23 protein-coding genes and 1 tRNA gene are annotated in these 25,287 nt (G+C 51.5%); 5 read left to right on the top strand and 19 right to left on the bottom strand.

The genetic code is table 11. From position 1 onward, the window contains the following. Nucleotides 1–8: 8 nt before the first annotated feature. From nuoF to LDN84_RS07800, 14 genes are all read right to left on the bottom strand, one after another. A complete protein-coding gene (gene nuoF / locus LDN84_RS07865) occupies nt 9–1,361 on the bottom strand; it encodes an NADH-quinone oxidoreductase subunit NuoF (protein ID WP_223910798.1) in 1,353 nt (450 codons plus the stop codon). Next, nucleotides 1,358–1,849: an NADH-quinone oxidoreductase subunit NuoE gene (gene nuoE / locus LDN84_RS07860; RefSeq protein WP_223910796.1), complete on the bottom strand. Its 492-nt coding sequence runs from the start codon at nt 1,847–1,849 to the stop codon at nt 1,358–1,360. The genes nuoF and nuoE overlap by 4 nt, the downstream gene beginning before the upstream one ends. Continuing rightward, complete coding sequence (locus LDN84_RS07855) at nt 1,846–3,099, bottom strand: NADH-quinone oxidoreductase subunit D (protein ID WP_223910794.1); 1,254 nt, start codon at nt 3,097–3,099, stop codon at nt 1,846–1,848. The genes nuoE and LDN84_RS07855 overlap by 4 nt, the downstream gene beginning before the upstream one ends. 10 nt (nt 3,100–3,109) lie before the next feature. Beyond that, nucleotides 3,110–3,721, bottom strand: a complete 612-nt coding sequence (locus LDN84_RS07850; protein ID WP_223910792.1) for an NADH-quinone oxidoreductase subunit C — start codon at nt 3,719–3,721, stop codon at nt 3,110–3,112. Between the two features lie 10 nt (nt 3,722–3,731). Then, entirely contained in the window at nt 3,732–4,211 is a 480-nt protein-coding gene (locus LDN84_RS07845; RefSeq protein WP_223910790.1) for a NuoB/complex I 20 kDa subunit family protein, read from the bottom strand. 4 nt (nt 4,212–4,215) lie between these two features. Next, nucleotides 4,216–4,575: an NADH-quinone oxidoreductase subunit A gene (locus tag LDN84_RS07840; protein ID WP_223910788.1), complete on the bottom strand. Its 360-nt coding sequence runs from the start codon at nt 4,573–4,575 to the stop codon at nt 4,216–4,218. Between the two features lie 61 nt (nt 4,576–4,636). After that, nucleotides 4,637–4,721, bottom strand: a tRNA-Leu gene (locus LDN84_RS07835). 115 nt (nt 4,722–4,836) lie between these two features. Then, complete coding sequence (gene secG, locus LDN84_RS07830; protein WP_223910786.1) at nt 4,837–5,190, bottom strand: preprotein translocase subunit SecG; 354 nt, start codon at nt 5,188–5,190, stop codon at nt 4,837–4,839. A gap of 37 nt (nt 5,191–5,227) precedes the next feature. Then, nucleotides 5,228–5,971 carry a triose-phosphate isomerase gene (gene tpiA / locus LDN84_RS07825; RefSeq protein ID WP_223910784.1) on the bottom strand — a complete coding sequence of 248 codons (744 nt, stop codon included), beginning with the start codon at nt 5,969–5,971 and terminating at the stop codon, nt 5,228–5,230. Further along, a complete protein-coding gene (locus LDN84_RS07820; RefSeq protein ID WP_223910781.1) occupies nt 5,968–6,963 on the bottom strand; it encodes an NAD(P)H-quinone oxidoreductase in 996 nt (331 codons plus the stop codon). Before LDN84_RS07820 ends, tpiA begins: the two co-directional genes overlap by 4 nt. A gap of 76 nt (nt 6,964–7,039) precedes the next feature. Next, complete coding sequence (pnp, locus tag LDN84_RS07815) at nt 7,040–9,154, bottom strand: polyribonucleotide nucleotidyltransferase (protein WP_223910778.1); 2,115 nt, start codon at nt 9,152–9,154, stop codon at nt 7,040–7,042. Nucleotides 9,155–9,363: 209 nt separating this feature from the next. Beyond that, nucleotides 9,364–9,630 carry a 30S ribosomal protein S15 gene (gene rpsO / locus LDN84_RS07810; protein WP_223910775.1) on the bottom strand — a complete coding sequence of 89 codons (267 nt, stop codon included), beginning with the start codon at nt 9,628–9,630 and terminating at the stop codon, nt 9,364–9,366. Between the two features lie 232 nt (nt 9,631–9,862). After that, nucleotides 9,863–10,942 carry a tRNA (adenosine(37)-N6)-threonylcarbamoyltransferase complex transferase subunit TsaD gene (tsaD, locus tag LDN84_RS07805; protein WP_223910772.1) on the bottom strand — a complete coding sequence of 360 codons (1,080 nt, stop codon included), beginning with the start codon at nt 10,940–10,942 and terminating at the stop codon, nt 9,863–9,865. 118 nt (nt 10,943–11,060) lie between these two features. Then, entirely contained in the window at nt 11,061–11,723 is a 663-nt protein-coding gene (locus LDN84_RS07800) for a TetR family transcriptional regulator (protein ID WP_223910769.1), read from the bottom strand. A gap of 139 nt (nt 11,724–11,862) precedes the next feature. Between LDN84_RS07800 and LDN84_RS07795 the strand changes: the two genes are divergently transcribed. Genes LDN84_RS07795 through LDN84_RS07785 form a run of 3 tightly spaced genes read left to right on the top strand, consistent with a single transcriptional unit; the run spans nt 11,863 to nt 17,794 of the window. After that, nucleotides 11,863–13,146 carry an efflux RND transporter periplasmic adaptor subunit gene (locus LDN84_RS07795; protein WP_223910767.1) on the top strand — a complete coding sequence of 428 codons (1,284 nt, stop codon included), beginning with the start codon at nt 11,863–11,865 and terminating at the stop codon, nt 13,144–13,146. A 12-nt stretch (nt 13,147–13,158) separates the two neighbouring features. Then, on the top strand, nt 13,159–16,314 hold the full coding sequence (locus LDN84_RS07790; RefSeq protein ID WP_223910765.1) for an efflux RND transporter permease subunit: 3,156 nt from the start codon (nt 13,159–13,161) through the stop codon (nt 16,312–16,314). Continuing rightward, nucleotides 16,307–17,794 carry an efflux transporter outer membrane subunit gene (locus LDN84_RS07785; RefSeq protein WP_223910763.1) on the top strand — a complete coding sequence of 496 codons (1,488 nt, stop codon included), beginning with the start codon at nt 16,307–16,309 and terminating at the stop codon, nt 17,792–17,794. The genes LDN84_RS07790 and LDN84_RS07785 overlap by 8 nt, the downstream gene beginning before the upstream one ends. Here LDN84_RS07785 and LDN84_RS07780 read toward each other — a convergent pair whose 3' ends face one another. From LDN84_RS07780 to LDN84_RS07770, 3 genes are read right to left on the bottom strand one after another with little or no spacing between them, the layout of a single operon-like run. After that, the gene (locus LDN84_RS07780) at nt 17,795–18,799 is read right to left on the bottom strand and encodes a GGDEF domain-containing protein (protein WP_223910760.1); all 1,005 of its coding nucleotides are present in this window, start codon (nt 18,797–18,799) and stop codon (nt 17,795–17,797) included. Beyond that, nucleotides 18,796–19,401 carry a chemotaxis protein CheC gene (locus LDN84_RS07775; protein WP_223910757.1) on the bottom strand — a complete coding sequence of 202 codons (606 nt, stop codon included), beginning with the start codon at nt 19,399–19,401 and terminating at the stop codon, nt 18,796–18,798. The genes LDN84_RS07780 and LDN84_RS07775 overlap by 4 nt, the downstream gene beginning before the upstream one ends. Further along, the gene (locus tag LDN84_RS07770) at nt 19,398–19,766 is read right to left on the bottom strand and encodes a response regulator transcription factor (protein WP_223910754.1); all 369 of its coding nucleotides are present in this window, start codon (nt 19,764–19,766) and stop codon (nt 19,398–19,400) included. Before LDN84_RS07770 ends, LDN84_RS07775 begins: the two co-directional genes overlap by 4 nt. 419 nt (nt 19,767–20,185) lie before the next feature. On the opposite strand from LDN84_RS07770, the gene rpsU reads away from it, so the two are divergent. Both rpsU and LDN84_RS07760 read left to right on the top strand, forming a co-directional pair. Beyond that, entirely contained in the window at nt 20,186–20,398 is a 213-nt protein-coding gene (gene rpsU / locus LDN84_RS07765; protein WP_078363905.1) for a 30S ribosomal protein S21, read from the top strand. Nucleotides 20,399–20,540: 142 nt separating this feature from the next. Further along, entirely contained in the window at nt 20,541–20,987 is a 447-nt protein-coding gene (locus LDN84_RS07760) for a GatB/YqeY domain-containing protein (RefSeq protein WP_223912845.1), read from the top strand. 9 nt (nt 20,988–20,996) lie between these two features. Here the strand turns inward: LDN84_RS07760 and LDN84_RS07755 are convergent, their stop codons facing one another. Next, nucleotides 20,997–23,282 carry a DUF1631 family protein gene (locus LDN84_RS07755; protein WP_223910751.1) on the bottom strand — a complete coding sequence of 762 codons (2,286 nt, stop codon included), beginning with the start codon at nt 23,280–23,282 and terminating at the stop codon, nt 20,997–20,999. Nucleotides 23,283–23,304: 22 nt separating this feature from the next. After that, the gene (ettA, locus tag LDN84_RS07750) at nt 23,305–24,966 is read right to left on the bottom strand and encodes an energy-dependent translational throttle protein EttA (protein ID WP_223910748.1); all 1,662 of its coding nucleotides are present in this window, start codon (nt 24,964–24,966) and stop codon (nt 23,305–23,307) included. Between the last annotated feature and the right edge of the window lie 321 nt (nt 24,967–25,287).

The following is a 25,287-nucleotide window of genomic DNA, read 5'->3' as shown; positions in this document are numbered from 1 at the left end:
TGACTCGCTCAAACGTAAGCAGGAACCATGCAGGTCTTGTGAGCCACATGGTATTCAAATTCAGGCATGAAATGCTTGAGCATGGCACGCACGGGCATCGCCGCAGCATCCCCGAGCGCACAAATAGTCCGCCCTTGAATGTTTTCAGCGACCGAGTTCAACAGCTCCAAATCTGCAGCTAGACCATGGCCGGTTTCAATCCGATCCACAATGCGTGAAAGCCAACCGGTACCTTCACGGCATGGAGTGCACTGCCCACAGGACTCGTGCATGTAAAAGTAACTCAGTCGTTGCAAACTCTTGACCATGCAGCGAGAGTCATCCAACACAATGACTGCACCAGAGCCCAGCATAGAACCAGCTTTGGCAATGGAGTCGTAGTCCATGGTGCAATCCATCATGACGGCAGCAGGCAAGACCGGGGATGATGATCCTCCTGGAATCACTGCCTTCATTTGTCGACCTTTGCGAACGCCACCCGCGAGTTCCAATAGTTTCGCAAACGGTGTTCCCATCGGAACTTCATAGTTGCCAGGCAGCTCTACGTCGCCACTCACCGAATAAATCTTGGTGCCGCCATTGTTCGGCTTGCCACACTCTAAATACGCTTGGCCACCGTTGCGAATGATCCAGGGAACAGCGGCAAAGGTTTCCGTATTGTTGATGGTTGTGGGCTTACCATACAGGCCAAAACTTGCAGGAAACGGTGGTTTGAATCGGGGCTGGCCTTTTTTGCCTTCCAAAGATTCAAGTAAACCAGTCTCTTCGCCGCAAATATAGGCCCCAAAACCATGCGCCGCATGAAGTTGAAAATTGAAGCCACTGCCCAAAATATTATTACCCAACAAACCTGCCGCACGTGCCTCTTCGAGAGCTTCCTCAAAACGCTGATAGGTTTGAAAAATCTCACCATGAATGTAGTTATAGCCCACAGCAATACCCATGGCATACGCAGCGATGATCATTCCTTCAATCACAATATGCGGATTGAACTGCATGATTTCACGATCTTTGCAAGTGCCAGGTTCACCTTCGTCGGAGTTGCACACTAGGTATTTGTCACCAGGGAACTTGCGTGGCATGAAGCTCCACTTCAACCCTGTAGGGAAACCCGCACCACCACGACCGCGCAAGGCAGATTCCTTGACCGTCGCTATCACTTGATCTTGCGTCAATCCCTCGCCACCATCCAAGCCAAGCACCTTGCGTAAGGCCTGATAACCCCCACGCGATTCGTAGTCTTTTAAGTGCCAGTTGCTACCATTCAAATCGGCATAAATTTGTGGACTGATGTGCCTGTTATGCAAGCATGTTTCAATGCCACTGGCTCTGAATTGAGACAAAAATTGGTTTGCGTTCATGACTTCACCTCAGCCGAGCGTAAACCGTCAATCATTTGATCAAGCTTGTCGTTCGTCATAAAGCTGCACATGGTGGCATCATTGACCAATAAAACAGGTGAGTCAGCACAAGCACCCAAACATTCGCACTGCTGCAAAGTGAAAAAGCCATCCGACGTGGTCTGATTTTCATCAATGCCCAATTTGGCCTTTAAATGTGCCAAGGCCTTGCCACCATCACGCAACTGACAAGGCAAATTGGTGCACACGTTAATCTTGTACTTGCCAACAGGCTTTTGGTTGTACATGTTGTAAAAACTGGTGACCTCATGCACTGCCATGGGGGCCATGCCCAGATAGTCAGCCACATACTGTTCACTCTCAGGGCTCACATAGCCCAACTCTTGTTGAACAATGGTCAAACAAGCCATCACCGCCGACTGCTTCTGATCTGGCGGGTATTTTGCAACTTCTTTGGCGAAGCGCACTTTGGATTCTTCAGAAATCATCGGTCAACTTCCCCAAACACAATGTCCATGGTGCCAATAATCGCAACCGCATCCGCAATCATGTGTCCGCGTCCCATTTCATCCAGCGCGGCCAAATGGACAAATGCTGGCGGTCTGATTTTGAGTCGATAAGGCTTGTTGGCACCATCGCTGATCAGGTAAATACCAAACTCGCCTTTTGGATGTTCAATACCGACATAAGCTTCCCCTTCTGGCACAGGGAAACCTTCGGTGAACAACTTGAAATGATGGATCAGATCTTCCATGTTGGTTTTCATGGACTCACGATCTGGCGGCGCGATTTTGTGGTTGTCCGTGATCACTGGGCCTGGATTGACTTTTAGCCAATCTACACATTGCTTGATGATTCGGTTGGATTGCTTCATCTCTTCCATGCGAACCAGATACCGATCATAGGTGTCACCGGTCTTACCCACTGGAATGTCAAAATCAAGCCGGTCATAAACCTCATAGGGTTGCTTTTTACGCAAATCCCAAGCAATGCCTGAGCCGCGCAACATCGGCCCGGTAAAACCAAGATTCAATGCCCGCTCAGGTGTCACCACACCAATGCCGACGGTGCGTTGCTTCCAGATACGGTTATCAGTCAACAGTGTGTGGTATTCGCCCAAATACGTTGGAAAACGTTGTGTGAAATCATCCAGAAAATCGAGCAAACTGCCTTCGCGATTGCGATTTAAAGCTGCTGTTGACTTGGCACTGCGAATTTTGTTGGCCTGATGTTTAGGCATGGTATCAGGCAAATCCCTGTAGACACCACCTGGGCGGAAGTAGGCCGCATGCATACGCGCACCACTTACAGCCTCATATGCATCCAACAGATCCTCACGCTCACGAAATGCAAACAGCATCACAGTCATCGCACCGCAGTCAATGGCGTGAGCCCCAACCCACAACAAATGGTTTAGCAGGCGTGTAATCTCTGCAAACATGACCCGGATGTACTGCGCACGCAAGGGCACTTCGAGCCCCAGCATTTTCTCCAGAGCCATGCAATAAGCTTGCTCATTACACATCATGGACATGTAATCCAGCCGATCCATATACGGAAGGGCTTGGATATAGGTTTTGTTTTCAGCCAACTTTTCAGTGGCACGGTGCAACAAACCAATGTGCGGATCAGCGCGCTGGATCACCTCGCCATCGAGCTCCAACACAAGGCGCAACACGCCGTGTGCAGCAGGGTGCTGCGGTCCAAAATTCAGGGTGTAGTTCTTGATATCAGCCATGTTTCAACTGCTAGTTAGCAAGGCCTCCGTAGTTTTCTTCACGGATGATGCGGGGTGTGATTTCTCGAGGAACAATCGTCACTGGCTGATACACCACACGTTTTTGCTCTGCGTCATACCGCATTTCGACATGACCACTGATCGGAAAATCCTTACGGAAGGGGTGACCAATAAAACCATAGTCCGTCAAGATTCGACGCAAGTCGTTATGCCCCTCAAACACGATGCCAAACAAGTCAAAAGCCTCACGCTCAAACCAGTTGGAACTGCTCCACAAATCACACACGGAGGGCATCACCGGAGCCAGATCATCAGGCACAAACGCTTTCAGTCGGACACGCTGATTCAGGCTCACAGACAACAAATGCAAAACCACACAGTAGCGCAATCCCGTCTGCGCTTGATTTTTGTAGGTAGAGTAGTCCACCCCGCACAAATCAATCATTTGCTCGAAGCAGCAAGCTGCATCATCACGCAAAATTTTGGCAGCTTGGTAATAGTTGGCAGCATCAACTACCACGGTCAGTTCATCCAGGGCCAGCACACTACCTTGGATCAAGCCCTGCAGGGCCGCCTCAACATTGGCCTTGAGAGTCAGCGGATTTACAGCATAAGAAGTCATCGTCAAGCCTTTACGTCCGTGCGATCGTTTGTGTGCGACGAATTTTTCGCTGCAATTGCAAAATTCCGTAGATCAATGCTTCAGCCGTAGGCGGGCAACCTGGCACATAGACATCCACCGGCACGATCCGGTCACAACCCCTGACCACTGAATAGCTGTAGTGGTAATAACCACCTCCATTGGCACAAGAACCCATGCTGATGACCCAGCGTGGCTCAGCCATCTGGTCATAAACCTTCCGAAAAGCGGGTGCCATTTTGTTGGTCAACGTGCCCGCCACAATGATCAGGTCAGACTGACGTGGACTCGGACGAAACACCTCAGCGCCAAAGCGACTGATGTCATACCGAGCTGCCGCAGCATGCATCATTTCTACCGCGCAGCATGCCAAACCAAATGTCATGGGCCAAACCGAGCCCGTCTTAGCCCAGTTCACCACTGCGTCGTAACTTGTGGTGACAAACCCTTCTTTGAAAACACCTTCAATCATCGTGTTACTCCCAATCCAGGGCGCCCTTGATCCACATGTAGACAAAACCAATCGTCAGAATGGTCACAATTTCTAAGCCGATAAAAAAGCCAAACAAGCCCAACTCTTTCAGAGTCATGGCCCATGGAAACAACAGAGCAGTTTCCAGATCAAACAAAATAAAAAGAATGGCGATCAGGTAATAGCGAACATCGAATTTCATCCGAGCATCACCAAACGCCTCAAAACCACACTCATAAGGGGAGTTCTTTGCAGAATCAGGACGATTGGGGCCCAAAATGTAGCCAATAACCTGAGGCAGGACACCTACTGCAATACCTATCAAAAGAAAGATCATGACAGGTAAATATTGATCAAGATTCATGGCGTGAGTTTGATTCAATTGACAGGCCCAACGCATCAGTATGCGCCAGACCACATTAACTTGGTGCCGTCGGCGAGACTCGAACTCGCACAGCTTTCGCCACTACCACCTCAAGATAGCGTGTCTACCAATTTCACCACGACGGCTGTTATTTTGATCGACTTAGATCATATTCAATTCATGAATCTCATCATTGTCGAACGAGTAAGAGTTTACCCTGAAATCCACACCTTCCCTGTGGAGAAGAAGCCATCATTGCAATTATTTGACAGGGATTTGCCCAGCACCTGACGCGGGAATGACAGGTGCCGACACCACTGAAGCAGGCGCTGTTAATGCTGCGTTTTCAAGCACACTGCCGGAAGGCGTGGCAGTGCGAGGTGTTCCAAAATAAGCCAACGCCAGCGTACTGACAAAAAACACCGAAGCCAGAACTGCGGTGGTGCGCGACAAGAAATTGGCACTGCCACTGGCACCAAACAAGCTGCCGGAACCACCGCTGCCAAAGGCCGCCCCCATGTCCGCACCCTTACCATGCTGAACCAAAATCAAACCGACCATAGCCACCGCCGAAATCATTTGCACAGCCAACAAAATTGTCAACATTACATTCATAAATTACTCCTGATTAGATTACTGATTACCCACGCACTCAAACGGCTGCAGCAATAATGGTTAAGAAATCTTGTGTTTTAAGTGAGGCACCACCAATCAATCCACCATTGATGTCAGGTTGAGCCAGCAAACTGGCCGCATTCGCCGCATTCATGCTGCCACCATAGAGCAGTTTGATCCGATCTGCATTGGGAGATGCGGCCTTAAGTTGAGCACGCAGAACGGCATGCACTTGTTGCGCTTGCTCCGCTGTGGCCGACAGGCCAGTACCAATGGCCCATACTGGCTCGTACGCAACAACGACTTCACTGATGCAATGACCATTGGCATGAATCACTGCAGCCAATTGCCGTTTGACAACCTCTTCAGTTTTGCCAGCTTCACGTTCTTTTAAAGTTTCACCAACACACACAATAGGTGTAATGCCACAACCTAATGCCTGTTGCGCCTTGACTGCCACAACCTCATCAGTCTCTCCGTGATATTGGCGACGCTCAGAATGACCCACGATGACGTAGCGCAAACCAAACTCTTTGAGCATGGCTGGGGCAATTTCACCGGTGTACGCGCCGCTCTCATGACTGGAAATGTCTTGAGCTCCAAGCTCAATGACACTGCCCGCAAGCAAAGCTTGGCATTGCGCCAAATAGATAGCAGGCACACACACTGCCACACTGCATGGAGGCTGTCCTATACCGGCCAACAAGCCCTTCAGCAGTAGTTCGTTGGCAGCCAAACTACCATTCATCTTCCAGTTGCCAGCAATCAGCTTCTTTTTCATGTAGATTCCCAAGTCAAAACAATTTTTCCAACATGTTGGTTGGATTCCATCAAGGCATGTGCTTTGCTTGCCTCTTCGGCAGCAAATACGCTGTGTATCACGGGTTTAATTTGACCAGATACCAAATGCGGCCAAACCAAACTGAAACACGCCTGAGCAATAGCTGCTTTGAATTCTACGGATCGCGGTCGCAACGTAGAACCTGTCACCGTCAGGCGGCGGCGCAGTAACAATCCAGCATCAAATTCACTTTGAACACCACCTTGCACCGCAATGATGACCAAGCGACCATCCTCACGCAAACTCTGCACTTCCTTGGCCACATAGCTACCAGCCACCATATCCAAAATCACATCAACACCCTGCCCATCAGTCAGTCTGGCGACCTCCGTCTGGAAATCGTGGGTTTTGTAGTTGATGGCCGCATCCGCACCCAGAGCCACGCAAGCCACACATTTTTCATCACTGCCAGCTGTCGCCAGCACCCGAGCACCCATGACTTTGGCCAGTTGAATGGCCATCACCCCGATACCACTGGTACCACCCTGAATCAAAACGGTTTCACCAGCCGCCAAGCGGCCGCGATCCATCAAATTGCTCCATACGGTAAAAAGAGTCTCAGGCAAACTTGCCGCCTGCACATCCGAGAGCCCCTCAGGCACAGGCAAACATTGCGCAATGGGAGCCACGCACCATTGGGCGTAGCCACCACCGGCAACCAATGCACATACCCGGTCACCCAACTGCAACCCAGCCTGAAGCAGTGCTTGCTCATCGCCGCTTTCGATGACTCCAGCCACCTCCAAGCCCAGGATATCAGAAGCCCCCGAAGGAGCTGGATACCAACCTTTGCGTTGCAACACATCTGGTCGATTGATGCCACTGGCATGCACGTGAATGAGCACCTCGCCTGCGCCAGCGACAGGTGCTACGCGATCCGCCAGATGTAACACATCCGGGCTACCAAAATGAGTGAACTCAACAAACTTCATACTATTTTTAGCATCTAGCGCTTATATATCAAGCGCTAGATGCTATCAATTTTATCGCAACCTTAATATCAACTTATCAACCGCGGTTTTCTTGTACCGGGCGCTCAAGCAAGGCTTTCATGGACAGTTTGATACGACCTTTTTCATCGGTCTCCATGACTTTGACCTTCACGATCTGACCTTCTTTCAGGTAGTCGGTGACTTTCTCAACACGCTCATGGGCGATCTGACTGATGTGCAGCAAGCCATCTTTGCCAGGCAGCAAGTTGATCAACGCACCAAAGTCCAGAATTTTGGTGACCGGGCCTTCATACACCTTGCCAATTTCAACTTCAGCGGTGATGGCTTCAATGCGACGTTTGGCTTCTTCAGCCTTGGCTGGATCAGCGGAGGCGATGGTGATCGTGCCATCTTCGTCAATATTGATCTGAGTACCGGTTTCTTCGGTCAGTGCACGAATAACGGCCCCGCCCTTGCCAATCACGTCACGGATCTTCTCGGGGTTGATCTTCATGGTGAACAGACGCGGTGCAAAGTTGGACACTTCGGTCTTGGCTTCAGCCATGGCCTCGGTCATCTTGCCCAGAATGTGCATGCGGGCTTCTTTGGCTTGTGCCAGCGCCACTTGCATGATTTCTTTGGTGATGCCCTGAATTTTGATGTCCATCTGCAAGGCCGTGATGCCATTGGTGGTACCGGCCACTTTGAAGTCCATGTCACCAAGGTGATCTTCATCACCCAAAATATCGGTCAACACGGCAAAGCGGTTATCTTCCTTGATCAAACCCATGGCAATACCCGCCACATGAGCCTTCAAAGGCACACCCGCATCCATCAAACTCAAGCAACCACCACACACAGATGCCATGGAGGACGAACCATTGGATTCCGTCACCTCGGAGACCACACGCATGGTGTAAGGGAAATCCTCCTTGTTCGGCAATACCGCCACCAAGGCACGCTTAGCCAAACGGCCATGACCAATTTCGCGACGCTTGGGTGTACCCACGCGACCGGTTTCACCCGTAGCAAAAGGAGGCATGTTGTAGTGCAGCATGAAACGATCTTCATAATCACCACCCAGTGCATCAATGCGCTGGGCATCACGCTCCGTACCTAAAGTCGTGACCACCAACGCCTGTGTTTCACCGCGCGTGAACAAGGCAGAGCCATGCGTACGTGGCAGCACGCCGTTGCGGATTTCAATGGCACGCACGGTGCGGGTATCGCGCCCATCAATGCGTGGCTCACCAGCCAAAATCTGGCCGCGCACCAAGCGTGCTTCAATGTCGAACAGCAGGCTTTCCACTTTGACAGAATCAAACACCACGCCTTGCTCTTTCAGACCAGCCATCACATCTGCATAGGCGACGCGACAAGCTTGCGTACGAGCTTGCTTGTTACGAATTTGGTAAGCAGCCGCCAGCTTGTCATTAGCCAACGCACCCACTTGGGCGATCAAAGTCTCATCACGAGCAGGTGCTTGCCAGTCCCAAACAGGTTTACCAGCATCACGAACCAGTTCATGGATCGCATGGATGGCAATGGCACCTTGCTGGTGACCAAACACAACCGCGCCAAGCATCACTTCTTCAGACAATTGATCAGCCTCAGACTCCACCATCAACACGGCAGCCTCAGTGCCAGCAACCACCAACTCCATCTGACTGGATTTGCGTTGGGTTTGACCAGGGTTGAGCACGTACTCCCCATTGATGTAACCCACACGGGCTGCACCAATAGGGCCGCTGAACGGCACACCGCTGACTGACAAAGCAGCGCTCACTGCAATCATGGCGGCAATGTCGGCATCCACTTCAGGATTGAGCGATAAGGTGTGCACCACCACGTGCACTTCGTTGTAAAAACCTTCAGGGAACAACGGACGAATCGGACGATCAATCAAGCGACTGGTCAGGGTTTCGTATTCGCTTGGGCGGCCTTCACGCTTGAAAAAACTGCCTGGAATCTTGCCCGCTGCGTAAGATTTTTCGAGGTAATCAACCGTCAGAGGAAAGAAATCCTGGCCTGCCTTACCTTCTGTTTTGGCCACCACTGTAGCCAGCACCACAGTGCCATCCATATCCAGCATCACAGCACCGCTGGATTGGCGGGCAATTTCCCCCGTTTCCATGGTCACTGTGTGTTGACCCCATTGGAAGGTTTTACTAACTTTATTGAACATTGTCATGAGCTATCTCCTGAGAATTTGGGGGATGCAGGCCACCCCACCGAAGCCCGGAAGCCGCAACACAGAACACGATGCCATTCCAAAGATTTACCCCGCCGAGGTCAAAAGCTTTGGAATGACACAGCTTCGCTTGTGTTTTTGCCGTCTCCGAAGTAAAAAACGCCTGAGCTAGTGACCTAACTCAGGCGTTTGCCATTCTTTTAAACCAATTACTTGCGCAGACCCAGCTTGGCGATCAGCGCAACATAACGGTCTGCATCCTTACCCTTGAGGTAATCGAGCAGTTTGCGGCGACGGCTCACCATACGCAGCAGACCACGGCGACCATGGTGATCCTTGGCATGAGTTTTGAAGTGGGGCATCAATTCATTGATACGAGCGGTCAGCAAGGCCACTTGAACTTCAGGGCTACCGGTGTCACCGGCGGAACGTGCGTTGTCTTTGACAACGGCAGCTTTGATACTGGATGCAATCATGATTTTTCCTGTTGAAATTAAACTTGCGTCAGGCGCTGGAACTGCACCTGACGTGCATTGTCTGCAATGTGCAGAGCCTTCGATTGTAGCCAATTCTTCAAAGCAAGCTTTTTGCGGATAACCCCACAAACCATCGTATGAGCCACCTTGAGGTCACTGCATTTGGCGCAGTGACCATCAACACGTCAACATAAGTGCGTCTAAAGATCAGCGTTTATCTGCAACACATAACTTATGCGTCCACAGCTTGTATTGCATCCAGTGGCCAGCGCGGTTTGACATCAAAAGCATAAACCTCGCTAGGTATTTGTATGCCTGACTGTAGACGCATCGCTGCGGCCATGGCGATCATGGCTCCGTTGTCAGTACACAAATGCAATTCCGGGTAATGCACACACACCTGACGCTTTTTACACTCGGCATTGAGCTGAGCGCGCAAGTCTCGGTTAGCCCCCACGCCGCCAGCCACAACCAAGCGTTTCAGCTGCGTCCGCATCAACGCGGCCAACGACTTTTTCACCAACACTTCAACAATCGCCGCCTGGGTAGACGAGGCCAAATCAGCCAACACCACATGCGGCAAAGCTTCCACAGCACAGCCCTGCGCCATAGCGCACTTTTTCGCCTGCACCATCACCGCTGTTTTCAGTCCTGCAAACGAAAAGTCCAAATCACCGCTGTGCAACAAAGGACGTGGCAATTTATATGCAGCAGAGTTACCCATTTCCGCCAATTCGGACAAGGCTGACCCACCCGGATAACCCAAACCTAATAACTTGGCAGATTTATCAAACGCCTCGCCCGCTGCATCGTCAATTGTCTCACCTAAAACTTGATAACACCCAACCCCATCGACCCGCATCAACTGCGTATGCCCTCCCGAGACAAGCAAGGCAACAAACGGAAACTCAGGTGGATCATTGCTCAAGAATGGAGACAGTAAATGCCCCTCCAAGTGATGCACACCCAGCACAGGTTTACCCAATGCAGCACCTAGCGCACAGGCCACCCCAGCCCCCACCAACAATGCGCCAGCCAGACCTGGCCCACGGGTAAAAGCCACCACATCAACATCCGACAAAGACTTGCCAGATGCCGACATCACCTCTGTTGTCAGTGGCAGCACACGGCGAATGTGATCGCGACTGGCTAGCTCAGGCACTACGCCTCCATAAGCTTGATGCATTTCAATCTGACTGTAAAGCGCATGCGCCAGCAATACCGGCAAACGTTGATCTGTCACTTGCACCAACGCAACCCCTGTTTCATCACACGAGGACTCAATTCCCAATACGCAGTAGTCTTTTGCCATAGTAGGCAAGTTTAGAGGATCAATCCACCCCCTGACAAAGGGGATGAAGTATTCAACTATTTACTCAACTCAGGAGTCATCCTGAGCCGCTTAAGTCCGTGCTTGAAGCCTTTCGGCATTATTCCGAATTCTTGACCATCAGGATATCAACAGCACCCGGTCGAACGAACTGCCCTAAACCTCTTAAGTAAGTACGAATCGCCACCTGCGCCACTGCCACCAGTTTGAACGATAAAGGATCAAGCATCCAGGTGTGAATCAGTCCCGCCATCAGCGCATGTAAACCCCGAGCCGCATCGGCTGTCGACACAGTCAAGGTAATGGCGCGCCGCGTAACAGCTTTTTGCAGACTGCGTTGCATCTGCTCCGTGGTATCTACCGAACACTTGACGTGCCTTTGCTTTACCGCCAGCAACTCATCCACGTACTCCACTTTCATTGTGGCCACCTCAAAAATGGCACGCGTGCGCTCATCATCTTCAATGCTGCGCAGGGACTGCAACATTGCATTCTCCAACTCAACCAACGGATCTTGTTCTGCATCATGCCCTATGCTTTGCAACGTCCGCTCCATCGGCAAGATGGCACTGTCCATCATTGCGTTGAACAACTCCGCCTTGTTTTTGAAATGCCAATAGATTGCCCCACGCGTCACTCCCGCAGCAAGTGCAATGTCTTGTAATGATGTACGTGACACCCCCTTTTCCGCAAAAACGCGCTGCGCTGCCTCCAGCAACTGTTGGCGTGTGTGCTGGGCATCCTCTTTGGTACGGCGGGCCATGATTTATTGTCTTGTAAAGGACTGATCTGTATACATTCATCATTGTATGTATACTTCATCAAAAATCAAAGTTACCTTCGATTTTTCGTTGACCTGCTGATGCCCTGCCATGGGCTTTCTTTTTTCCAGGAATTCAATCATGCCGCATGCCTGCATCCAAGCTTTGTACTTACCTCCCAAACAAACCACATCTAGCCCCCACTCATGGACACCCACGGCTCTGACATTAGGGTTGACCCTGATGCTGGCAGCCTGTAGCCCAAGCACCCCCACGGGAGATTCTGGCGGGCTAGGTGGCACTCCTCCACCCGCTCAAGTGGGAGTCGTCACTGTCAAAACAGGTGATGTTGGTCTGGTTACCGAATTGCCAGGTCGACTAGAAGCCTCGCGCATAGCTCAGGTGCGGGCACGCGTCGCAGGTATTGTGCAAAAAAGATTGTTTATTGAAGGTAGCGCGGTACAAGCAGGCCAAGCCCTGTTTCAGATTGATGCCAGTCCCTATCAGGCCACACTGGCCAGTGCCCAGGCATCGGTAACAAAAGCAGAGGCCAATTTGATGCAGACCTCCGCGCAAGCCGAGCGATTCAAACCGCTGATCGAAGCTAAAGCCATCAGCCAACAGGAATTTATTAACGCACAGGCAGCCCAAAAACTCGCTGCTGCCGACGTGGCCGTGGCTAAAGCAACCGAGCAAACGGCTCGTATTAACTTAGGTTATGCAGCAATCACTTCGCCCATCAGTGGGCGCATTGGCCGCGCACTGGTCACAGAAGGCGCTCTGGTCGGCCAAGGTGAGGCCACACCCATGGCCCTAGTGCAGCAGATTGATCCCATGTACATCAACTTCACCCAATCCGCCGCTGAAGTCATGAAACTGCGCCGAGCCATGGAGTCCGGCCAACTCAAGCGCGCAGGCAACCAGGCGGCCAGCGTAAAAGTGGTACTGGAAGATGGCACCGAATACGCCAAGCCCGGCAAGCTCCTCTTCTCAGATCTGACTGTGGACAGCACCAGCGGCCAGATCACCCTGCGCGCCGAGGTACCCAACCCCAATGGAATCTTACTGCCAGGTCTGTTTGTACGTGTGCGGCTTGAACAAGCCCAAATCAGCAATGCCATCACGCTGCCACAACAGGCGGTGACACGCACACCACAAGGTGACTCGGTAATGGTGGTCGACACGGACGGCAAAGTCAGCCCTCGCCCAATCAAGGTTGGGGGCCAGCAAAGCGGCGAGTGGGTGATCCTGAACGGTTTGCAAAATGGTGATCAAGTAATGGTAGACGGCTTCCAGAAACTACGCGCTGGAGCCCCCGTCAAGCCTGTGCCATGGCAAGCGTCCGGTGCTGCACCTGCCAAGACGGCCAGTTCACCCGTCGGCACGGTCTCGGCTGCCACGTCACCCGCCAGTGCGGCACGCTAAGGAGTCCATTCCATGGCGAAATTCTTCATTGATCGACCCATCTTTGCCTGGGTCATTGCGCTGTTCATCATCGTGATAGGTTCAGTATCCATCACCCAATTACCCATAGCCCAATACCCGCCTGTGGCTCCACCATCCATCGTGATCGCAGCCACTTACCCTGGTGCCTCGGCACAAACCCTGGAAGACAGCGTGCTTTCGATCATCGAACAGGAAATGAACGGTTCACCCGGCCTGATCTATATGGAGTCGGTAGCGCAAGCCAACGGCACTGGCAACATCACACTGAGCTTTCAACCTGGAACCAACCCCGATCTGGCACAAGTGGATGTGCAAAATCGTTTAAGCCGTGCTACACCTCGCCTACCCTCGGCAGTAACGCAGCAAGGCGTTCGCGTGGACAAGTCACGCAGCAACTTCCTGCTGTTTGCTATTCTCTCCTCTGATGATCCCAAGCTTGATCCCGTGGCTTTGGGCGACTACGCCTCACGCAGCATCGTGCCTGAGCTACAACGACTTCCCGGCGTAGGACAGGCGCAATTGTTTGGCACCGAACGCGCCATGCGTATCTGGATCGACCCAGCCAAGCTGCAAGGCTACAACCTGTCAGCAAGCGAGGTTACCGCCGCCATTCGTGCACAAAACGCGCAAGTATCGGCAGGTGAAATTGGCAGTCTGCCCAACGTGGCAGGTCAAGGCATCGCAGCCACCGTTGTGGTAGATGGCCAGCTCACTAGCGTGACTCAGTTTGGCAACGTGGTGTTGCGGGCCAATACCGATGGCTCCAGCGTGCGCCTCAAAGACGTGGCACGTATTGAACTTGGTGCCCAGGCTTATGCCACCTCAGCACGGCTCAATGGCAAACCTTCCACCGGCATTGGTGTACAGCTCTCACCCAGCGGTAACGCCCTGGCTACAGCCAAGGCGGTACGTGCTCGCATGACCGAGCTAGAAAAATTCTTTCCCAAGGGCATGACCTGGACGATTCCCTACGACAGCTCAAGGTTCATTGATACCTCGCTGCGCCAAGTCGCCGAAACCTTACTGGAAGCCATTGTTCTGGTGTTTCTGGTGATGTTTTTGTTTTTGCAGGACTGGCGCTACACCCTGATCCCAACCTTGGTGGTTCCGGTGGCCCTGCTGGGTACCTTTGCCACCTTGTTGGCAATGGGCTTTTCCATCAACGTATTGACCATGTTTGCCATGGTGCTGGTGATCGGCATCGTGGTAGACGATGCGATTGTGGTGGTCGAAAACGTCGAACGCATCATGAGCGAGGAAGGCCTGCCGCCCTTGCAGGCCACCCGCAAAGCCATGGGTCAGATTTCCGGAGCCATCATTGGTGTGACGGTGGTATTGATCTCGGTATTTGTGCCACTGGCCTTCTTCAGCGGCTCCATCGGCAACATCTACCGCCAGTTTGCGGCGGTCATGGGCACCTCCATCGCCTTCTCTGCATTTTTGGCACTTTCACTTACTCCAGCTTTGTGCGCTACGCTGCTCAAGCCGGTAGAAGCCGGGCACCACCATGCCAAAAGCGGCTTTTTTGGTTGGTTTAACCGCGGCTTTTCCAAAACTGCCAAAAGCTACGAAAGCGGCGTTGCCAAACTATTGCCACGTGCTGCACGTTATCTGGTAATTTACCTAGCTATCCTTGCGGGGGCTGCCTGGATGTATCAACGCTTGCCAACTTCATTTTTGCCCAACGAAGATCAAGGCACGATGCTGGTCAACGTGCAACTGCCCCCGGGTGCCACACAAGGCCGCACGCTGGCCGTTATGCAACAGGTGGAAGGTTTCATGTTGAAACAACCTGAAGTGCAGGGTATGGTCAGTGTGCTGGGCTTCAGTTTCTCAGGTCAAGGACAAAACGCTGCCCTGGCGTTTGTCACTCTCAAAGACTGGTCAGAGCGAGCAGGGCCAACCAGTTCAGCCCAAGCTCTGGCTGGGCGAGCTTTTGGCGCACTGATGGGCATCCGCGACGCGTTCATCTTTCCATTAAGCCCCCCACCCATTCCAGAGCTGGGCGCATCCTCGGGTTTTGCTTTCCGTTTGCAGGACCGCGCAGGACTGGGACACGAGGCCTTGTTGGGTGCACGCAACCAGTTGCTTGGCATGGCCAGTAAGAGCAAAGTTTTGACACAAGTGCGACCCGATGGTCTTGAAGATGCGCCTCAGTTGCAACTGGACATTGATCGGGACAAAGCCAGTGCACTGGGTGTTGGGTTTGATGCCCTCAACACCACCATCTCTACCGCTTTGGGTTCAACATATGCCAACGACTTCCCCAACAATGGACGTCTGCAACGCGTAGTCGTACAAGCGGATGCCCCCACACGCATGCAGCCAGAGGACTTGCTGAAACTCAATGTGACCAACAACAAAGGTCAAATGGTGCCCCTCTCAGCCTTCACCAGCACACGTTGGGTGACGGGTGCTATGCAAACTGTGCGTTACAACGGCTACCCTGCCATGCGTATCAGTGGCAGTGCGGCCCCCGGCTACAGCACAGGCGCTGCCTTGGCAGAGATGGAACAACTCGCCAGTCAGTTGCCACCCGGATTTGGCTTTGAATGGACGGGCACTTCGCGTGAGGAAAAACTGGCTGGTGCACAAGCCATCATCCTTTATGGCTTTGCCATCTTGTCAGTGTTTTTGTGCTTGGCTGCGCTGTATGAAAGCTGGTCCATTCCACTGTCTGTCATTCTGGTGGTACCCCTGGGCGTGTTGGGTGTGATCGTGGCTACTCTGCTGCGCGCCTACTCCAATGATGTGTACTTCCAGGTCGGCCTGATTACCATCATCGGCCTGTCCGCCAAAAACGCCATATTGATTATCGAATTCGCCAAGGACCTGCAGGCCCAAGGCAAGAGTGTGATTGCCTCTGCATTAGAGGCTGCTCATTTGCGTTTTCGCCCGATCATCATGACCTCGATGGCCTTCACGTTAGGCGTGCTGCCATTGGCTTTGTCCACCGGTGCGGGCTCGGCTAGCCAACGCGCCATTGGTACCGGAGTGATTGGGGGCATCCTGACCGGAACCAGTCTGGCGGTCGTGTTTGTGCCGATCTTTTTTGTAGTGGTGCGCAGCTTGTTCAAGGACAGTCCACGTCAGCAAGCCATTCACGCCGAACAAGCAGCACATATGGGAGTGCACACACATGAATAATGGTTATGAATTTTTCAGACCTCTAACGCTTACTGCTACTGCACTAGCAGCTAGTATTTTTATAGCAGGCTGCAGTCTGATGCCAAGTTACGAGCGCCCTGCCGCACCAGTGACAACACAGTGGCCCGCATCAGCCCAGAGTGCAGATACTGATCGAACCACTGGCTCGGCAACCACAACAGCGTCAAGTACCATGCCGATGGACTGGCAAAGCTACTTTACCGACCCTACTTTGCGCCAACTGATTGAAGTCGCACTCAAAAATAACCGCGATCTGCGCGTGGCCATGCTTAACACGGAGCAGGCCAAAGCTCAACTCGGGATTCGTCGGGCAGATCTGTTTCCTACCGTCAATGCTGCCCTCACTGGTTCACGTACACCCAACAGCAATGGGGGAGTCAACAGCGCCTACGCTGGTGGACTCACCGTGACCGCCTATGAGCTGGATTTTTTTGGCCGTGTAAGCAGTCTTAAAGAGCAGGCCCTAGCGCAATTTCTGGCCACTTCTGAAGCAGCACAGACCGCCCAAATCAGCCTGATTTCCACCGTCGCGCAAAGTTGGCTTGCCTTGCTGGCCGATGATGAGTTGCTGCGAGTGACTCGTCAAACCCTCGATTCACGCGCCGAGTCACTCCAACTCACAGAGCTTAAGTTGCAAAATGGTGCAGCCTCAGAGTTGGATCAGCGTCTGGCACAAACCCTGTTTGAAAGTGCGCGCATCACGCTGGCCCAACAAACGCGCCAGCGCGCCCTGGACGAAAACGCCTTGGCGCTGCTGCTGGGACAAGCCCTTCCAGACACCACCCAAGCGGACCTTCAGCGGCCAACCGCCTCACAGCTCTCACGCCTGGAGCAACTCCATTTGAGTGAATTGCCCGCTGGCTTGCCCTCAGACTTGCTCACCCGTCGCCCCGACATTCGCCAAGCCGAGCAACTGCTCAAGGCCAGCCATGCCAACATCGGTGCCGCACGTGCAGCGTTTTTCCCGCGTATCAGCCTGACGGCTGGCGTGGGATCTGCCAGCACAGCGCTCAATGACCTGTTCAACAATGGCTTTTGGGGATGGACATTGGCCCCACAACTGCTTTTGCCTATTTTTGATGCTGGGCGCAACCAAGCCACCCTGGACGCAGCACAAGTAGCGCGCGATGTGGCCGTGGCGCAGTACGAGAAATCCATTCAAAGCGCTTTCCGCGAAGTTGCAGATGCCCTTGCCAGTCGTGCGACATTAGTGCAACAAGTGCAAGCCAGCCAAGCGCTACTGGCAACAGAATCTGCACGCAACCAATTGACCCATCTGCGTCTTGACCATGGCGCAGCCAATCAGTTGGAGTCGTTAGATGCCAAACGCAGCCTGTTCACCGCCCAGCAAGGCGCTATTCAGACCCGTCTGGCCTACCTGCAAAACCAGATTACGCTGTTCAAGGCTCTGGGAGGTGGGGCTCACTTGCCACACGATGAACCACCGGCAGTAAACTGATCACGCCAGGGTTACATGACCGTGCTGGGCTGAAAAACAAGAGACACCATTTCGCCCAGCTGCTTTAGCAGCATAAAGTGCCCGGTCAGCATTACCAAGTAGTTCAGCCGGAGAAAGTTGGGCTCCAGCCTCTGACATGGCTACTCCGGCACTGACAGTAACGATGGATGCCACTTGACTGGAAACATGGGGAATACGCATTCCCCTGACAGCAGCAAGCACATCTTCAGCCACCTGCTGACAACCTGCCAAATCTGTGGATGGCAAAACAGCAACCATTTCCTCACCACCAAAGCGCGCCACTTTATCGCTTGGACGACGGCATACTTTGAGCAAGGCTTCTGCCACCTTGCGCAGGCAGACATCTCCCGCCAAATGGCCGTAGTGGTCATTAAACTGCTTGAAAAAATCAATATCAAATATCACCAAACCCACAGAAGTACGCGCTCGAACAGATATAGAAAGTTCATTGGCCAGACTTTCGTCCAAAAACCGACGATTTCCTATGCCGGTAAGCACATCTATATTGGCTAAACGATGCAATTTGTCTGCTTGCGCCTTGAGCAAACGTTCACGCACAATGGTAGAGGTCACATCATTGATCTGAATCATGGTGTAACGCTGTCCGGCCAATGCAGCATCCGAACGGCTCATTGGCAGAATCCGAATGGACTGCCGCAGCAGGCGATCTTCAGATCGCTGGGCATTTGGCAAAAACAGCGGAAATGGCGACGGGTGCAATGTCTGAGACATCAGTACCGGGAATCCATTGCGCATAACTTGTTCAAACATGGCTTGGAAATAGCCACCCTTGAGCATTGGAAAAACATCCATAAGTGGTCGGTTCAGGATGTCATCACTCTTCATTTTGGCATGTCGCAACAGCCAGCTATTGGCAAAAACAATACGCGCGTCAGCATCAAGCACCAACAAACCGGTTTGCAAGTTTGTCAACACCCAACTTTTCCAAAGCGGGATGGAGTCGAATGTGGTCGGAGCGCTCATACCATGCTCTCAAGAAAAGCAGTTACTTTTTTGCCCAGTGCTTCTACCGATGCAACATCAAGTAAAAAGACCAAATATCCTTTAATTTCAAGCGCATCAATAGCAAAATCAATTTGCAAACTGAGCACAACCTCTTCAAGCTCTCCATCCGGGCATAGAACGTCTGCCACAGGGCCTAATTCGACTTGCGGCAAAGAACCCGTAAATTCTATTTTGAGCATATCTGCCACGCCAGAAACTACGGCATTGAGCAAAATATTACCGATTTCCGCCAGTGCTTCTTGCTCCATCTCACCCAATTGCTCAAGTGGAACATCGCTACCGACCATCATCTGAACCAATTGCAGACTTTGATGTACCGGGAACATCAACACTGCCTCAGTATTAAAAACACCTGAAAATCCCTGACGAACTGCACAAATCCTGCCAGCACCTTGCTCTCCAAGCTTCTGAGCAACCTTGGTTTTGGAAAGTAATTGCACAACGGGAATATTCAGTAATACCGTTGAACCCGCTAACTGGCTCAGTGAATTGGCAGCCTGCCCAACGCCTACATTGAATATCTCGGTTAATGCATCAAGTTCTAACTCAGTCAATGTCATTTTTCCGCCAGAAAATAATCTAGGGCCTGCCGAATCGCTGGCTCAGTAACCGGTTTTTGCACAAATGTGACATTCAAAACGACAGCTCGTTCACGGCTACTCTCCTGAATATTGGCCGTGAGCATGGCAATGCGCGTTTTCGGACTGACCTCATGGATACGCACCACGGCATCGAAACCACTGATGCCAGGCATGTTGACATCCATGGTGATGAAATCAGGTGGATTAAGGCTCACCATGGCAATAGCCTCATCGCCTGTGCCTGCTTCTTGGATCAACCAGTCTGGCTCTATCTGAGAAACCTTGTGCCTGATCATCATCCGGGAAACTTTGCTGTCATCAACGATGAGTAGTGTGTGCTTCATACGACTAATATATAACGTTATTCAAGCTGCAGTTGAATCAGCTCACATGAAAGTGTGAACTTTAACTACTTTCTGGGGAAGAGTAGTTTTATTGTCTAATGTTACGCAACTGCCCTGAACAGTTGAAGCCGTGCATAGACAGACAATGCAGATAGGTTGATGGGTTGCTTGCAGCAAAGCGCAAAAAGATCGAACTTATTGCTCATCCTCAAGCCCCCAAGCTTGAGGATGACACAAATGGCCTCGTGTTTATGTCTTGGTTTTAGTCAACAAGTACCAACAGATCGCTATAATCGCAGTCTTTGCTGGCAAAACCCCGCTGCCTGATCAACTTTTAAGCGGGGAATCATCGCATGATGCTCTTTTCAAGGCCCGATCTCCTTGACCAGAGCACTGCACATTTTGGATTATTTGACGTAATGACAACCATCCGTGTTAAAGAAAACGAACCATTTGATGTCGCTCTGCGCCGCTTCAAACGTACCATTGAAAAGCTTGGCCTGTTGACAGACCTGCGCGCTCGTGAGTTCTATGAAAAGCCAACCGCTGAGCGCAAACGTAAGAAGGCAGCAGCTGTGAAGCGTAATTACAAACGTATTCGCGCCATGCAACTGCCCAAGAAGCTGTACTAAGTGCTCGTTATGAGGTTTGGATGATTATTCAAATAATCATCCAAACCTCAGCAAACTGAGACCAAATGGTTTCACACAAAAAGCTCGCCGAGGACGCTCAGGCGAGCTTTTTTTATTTCTTTCTTTTCCTGGCGTATTCACAATGACACTCAAAGAACAAATCACCGAAGACATGAAAGCCGCTATGCGCGCCAAAGACACTGCGCGCCTGGGAACCATTCGCTTGCTGCTGGCTGCAGCCAAACAAAAGGAAGTTGATGAGCGAGTGGTATTGGATGATGCCGCAATGATCGCCATTGTGGACAAACTCATCAAGCAGCGTAAAGACTCAGTTACAGCCTACACCCAGGCGCAACGGATGGATTTGGCTGAAAAAGAAAGTGCAGAGATCAAAGTCCTTGAAGCCTATTTGCCACAAAGGCTCAGTTCAGACGAAATTACCGCGGCTGTACAAGCTATCGTCACCACACTAGATGCGAAAGGGCCAGCGGATATGGGCAAAGTGATGGCCTTGGTGAAAACCCAGCTTGCGGGAAAAGCCGACATGGCTTTGGTATCACTCGCTGTGAAAGCGGCTCTAGCTAACTAGCCCTCAGGCTCACTCAAACTTGATATCCAAGCTATTGAGCATAGCGGTTTGAACCACCGCATCCAGCGCGTGATCCACCATGGATTGATCGGACAACACGCGTAACATTTCCGTGGACAGCATGCGCTGGAGCATCCGTTTGGTCATGGACTGGGTTTTGCCCTGCCCAGTAGTGAAGAGATACATGGAACGCTGCGGACTGACCCAGGACAGCTGTGAACGTATCCAAATACCGTTAGCCTTCAACTCCACCCAAGACCCAACAGACAAACTCAGCACATCCGTCTTTTCTTCGTTGGGTGAAACTTCATTTGAAGTGGAATCGTCAAGATTTGAAGAACCCACTGCAGTACCTATATCCTCTGGCATTGCCATAAAACCAGAAGCCTTGACCTCGGCAGGTGCAACCCAATGATCCTGATCACCACGCAGACTGTTTGGCAGTCCACAACGTTCTGAATTTGACGCAGGCCGGAAAGCCTGCTGATGCAACTTCATTAAGACATCAAAAAATGCGCTTGTTTTTATGGACGGGTAATCAATCATGCGCAAACCTTCACGCAAATCTGACAACAAACGTGGCACTAGTTTGGTCAGTTTATCTATACGCTTACGTGTCAACTCCGGCTGAGCACTCCAAAGTAGCGTATTGACCAGCGCCTTGTAATGCTTAGGATCATCATCACCAGAACGGTCATTGAGTTGAGCACAAGCCATTACCTGAGCCCATGGGCCAAATAAAAAATCAACCACACTTTGGGGAACCCGATGCAAATCGGCAATGGTATGCATCTCCACCACCATTTTTTCAGCCAAAAGATTTCTCTCTTCGGCATACTCCAAAACAGCCACAACACTGTTTATTTGACTTGGCAAGTTACCATCGGTTTCAGCTTCTGCCCATAGGCTCATCAAACTCTTGAGAGCAAGATCAAAAGGCTCAGCATTCTCAATATCCAATGAAGCCAACGGACTAACAAAGCGTTGCAATGATGCTAAGAAAGCATTGAAATTAGGGTCTTCTACCGAACAGAATGCAAGCCCACGTTGAGAAATTTCTTGTAGCAAACATCTGGCAGGATGTTTTCTATCACTAAAAAACCGCGTATCCACCAACACCAGACGCAGCAATGCGGGTTCCAAACGGGCAATGATGTCCCGCAATGGCTCAAGTAACCGGACATCTTGAACCAGATTGTCAACCATCAGCGCCATAACCTCCACACTCAGACTTTGCGCTATTCCTCGTGCCTGCGCCATAAGTTGTTCGCGCGCAGACTGCGTTACCGGGGAGGTCTCTGCCTGCGCCAGCAGAACACCAGGGCGCTGCGTCATGCGCTGCACAACTTTGTCAACTTGCTGCATTTCTTGCAACGCCTCAAAAGCTGCTGGCACAGTGGATTCAAAACTGGTTTCGGGAACGATGCAATCTTGAGGTGATTCAAATTCACGCTCAAACTGGCGTGCAAATACCTCTTTGGAGTTATTTTTATTGGGCACAGCCTCAAGCTCGCCTGCCACCAAACGCCGGAGCCGGGCTAAAGTAAGCACTCTTTGTCGATGTTGTGGACTCCAGACTTCACGATCCTTGCGCTGCACACCTTGCCGTTTGTCGTCAAGCTGCTTGCCTGGGGTACGAACCAAGGAAAATGAGACTGCCTGAACACCCTGTTCTTGCAACTTGGTCGCCCAGTCATGATAAGCCTTGCTCAGAGACTCCCCCAAAGGACTGGAGGCATGCAGAAACCAAGCCATACGCACCAGGGGTGGCAAACTTAACTCCAGCATTAATGACTGCAATGCAGACACATAGGCCACAGGACGCAATGGATTGCGCTCGGCATTGACTCGACTTAAACCCAAAAGCGCACTCACATAGGTGTTAAGTTCGGCCAAGGAACCTTCGGCAATAAGCAACACATGCTGCAATGCACGTGTCACTTCCACGCGCTCTTGAACCTGTAACTCATCCATCAGCTCAAGCTGATCAAGCCGCAAACCCTGCGCCGAAATCACACCCACACGAGTATCTGGTGCTGCGTGTTGCCTCAACGCTTGCGCTAACGCCTTAGGGAATCGCTCACATAACTGAGCAGCTTGCAAATCCAACATCTTGATCGCAAGCTCAAGGTGATCACGCTCAAGCGACCCAAGCTTACGCTGTACATCAGCTCGCATGGACTGCCTTGCTTGCTCCAACACACGCGACAACAAGATCGAACTGCTGGTCTCTGCCTGGACCAGCAAATCCCGATAAAGTGATCTACTTGAATCAGGCAAAACAGAGGGTTGCACGAGCACTAGACTCCTTTGAAAACTACTTCAAAGCTTTGAAACGCATGCGGTGTGGCTTGGCACCTTCTTCGCCAAGGCGCTTGCGTTTGTCGGCCTCGTATTCTTGGTAGTTACCATCATAGAAGGTCCATTGGCTATCACCCTCACAGGCCAGGATATGCGTTGCAATCCGATCCAGGAACCAACGATCATGGCTAATCACCATGATGGAACCAGCAAACTCCAGCAGCGCATCTTCCAGCGCCCGTAAAGTTTCCACGTCCAAATCGTTCGATGGTTCATCAAGCATCAGTACGTTACCACCAGCAATCAAGGTTTTGGCCAGATGCAAACGACCGCGCTCACCGCCAGACAGCGTACCCACACGTTTTTGTTGATCTGCACCATTAAAATTGAAACGCCCACAATACGCACGGCTGGCCATGACGAACTTGCCAATGTTGAGCATATCCAAGCCGCCAGAGATATCTTCCCAAACCGTTTTTTCATTGCTCAGATCGTCACGATTCTGATCCACAAAAGCCATTTTGGCAGTGGCACCAATCTTCACTGTTCCGCTGTCTGGCTGTTGTTGACCAGCAATCATGCGGAACAGCGTGGACTTGCCCGCGCCGTTGGGTCCGATGATGCCCACGATAGCACCGGCAGGCACCTTGAAACTTAGGTTATCGATCAAAAGCCGATCACCAAACGACTTGCTGACGTTGATAAATTCAATAACTTCATTGCCCAAGCGATCTGCCACGGGAATGAAGATTTCATTGGTTTCATTGCGCTTTTGGTACTCAAAATCCGACAACTCTTCAAAACGTGCCAAACGAGCCTTGCTTTTTGCTTGTCGGGCCTTGGGGTTCTGACGTGACCACTCCAACTCTTTCTTGAGGGTTTTGGCACGGGATTCTTCACCTTTTTGCTCCTGCTCCAAGCGTGCCTGCTTTTGCTCCATCCACGAGCTGTAATTGCCCTTGTATGGAATGCCCGCACCTCGGTCAAGTTCCAAAATCCATTCCGCTGCGTTATCCAGAAAGTAGCGGTCATGGGTAATGGCGACCACGGTTCCGGAATAACGCTTTAAAAATTGCTCCAACCAATCCACGGATTCCGCATCCAGGTGATTGGTGGGCTCATCAAGTAGCAGCATTTCTGGGTGGCTGAGCAACAAAGTACACAGGGCCACACGACGTTTTTCACCACCGGAAAGCAAACCAATCTTGGCATCCCAAGGTGGCAGGCGCAGTGCATCAGCAGCAATTTCGAGTTGATGCTCGGAGTCGGTGCCTGCGGTGGCAATAATGGCCTCAAGCTGGGCTTGCTCTGCAGCCAATGCATCAAAATCAGCGTCTTCTTCGCCGTAGGCGATGTACACCTCTTCAAGACGGGCTTTAGCAGCAAACACCGCTCCCATTCCGGCTTCAATACTTTCACGCACAGTTTTCTCAGGGTCAAGCTTGGGTTCTTGCGGCAAATACCCAATTTGCAGTCCCGGCATCGGAATAGCCTCACCTTCAATCTCTTTATCCAACCCTGCCATGATCTTGAGCAAGGTTGATTTGCCAGAACCGTTGGTGCCTAGCACACCAATCTTGGCACCGGGGAAGAAACTGAGTGAAATGTCTTTCAGAATGTGGCGCTTGGGTGGCACGATCTTGCCAACGCGGTTCATTGAAAATACGTATTGAGCCATGGGACTATTGCAATCTAACAATGTGAAAAATGCCATTATCGATGCTTGACCGTGCCAGCAAGGGAAATACCTTCTTGAAGCCCATGTGGACTCCAGTAGGCGTTACCACAAAAGAAGGGCAAATTGGTCATGCATCACCTCAATCATCACTTCAGACTTGAAACCACCGCATAAAGGCCAGACACACCTGATCACAAAGTCATGCGACAATACGTATCGTTTCAGGGCTTCAGTTTCCTGCAACATCAGCACCTTGCTGGGAACCCATCTGACACTGCGGTTCCATTTTTGATCCCATCTGCCTTTGACTGAATTGACGTG

Origin of the sequence: Rhodoferax lithotrophicus (genome assembly GCF_019973615.1) — a bacterium.
Lineage (GTDB): Bacteria > Pseudomonadota > Gammaproteobacteria > Burkholderiales > Burkholderiaceae_C > Rhodoferax > Rhodoferax lithotrophicus.
The sequence above is the reverse complement of the archived record's forward strand: the minus strand, read 5'-3'. Positions and strand labels throughout refer to the sequence as shown.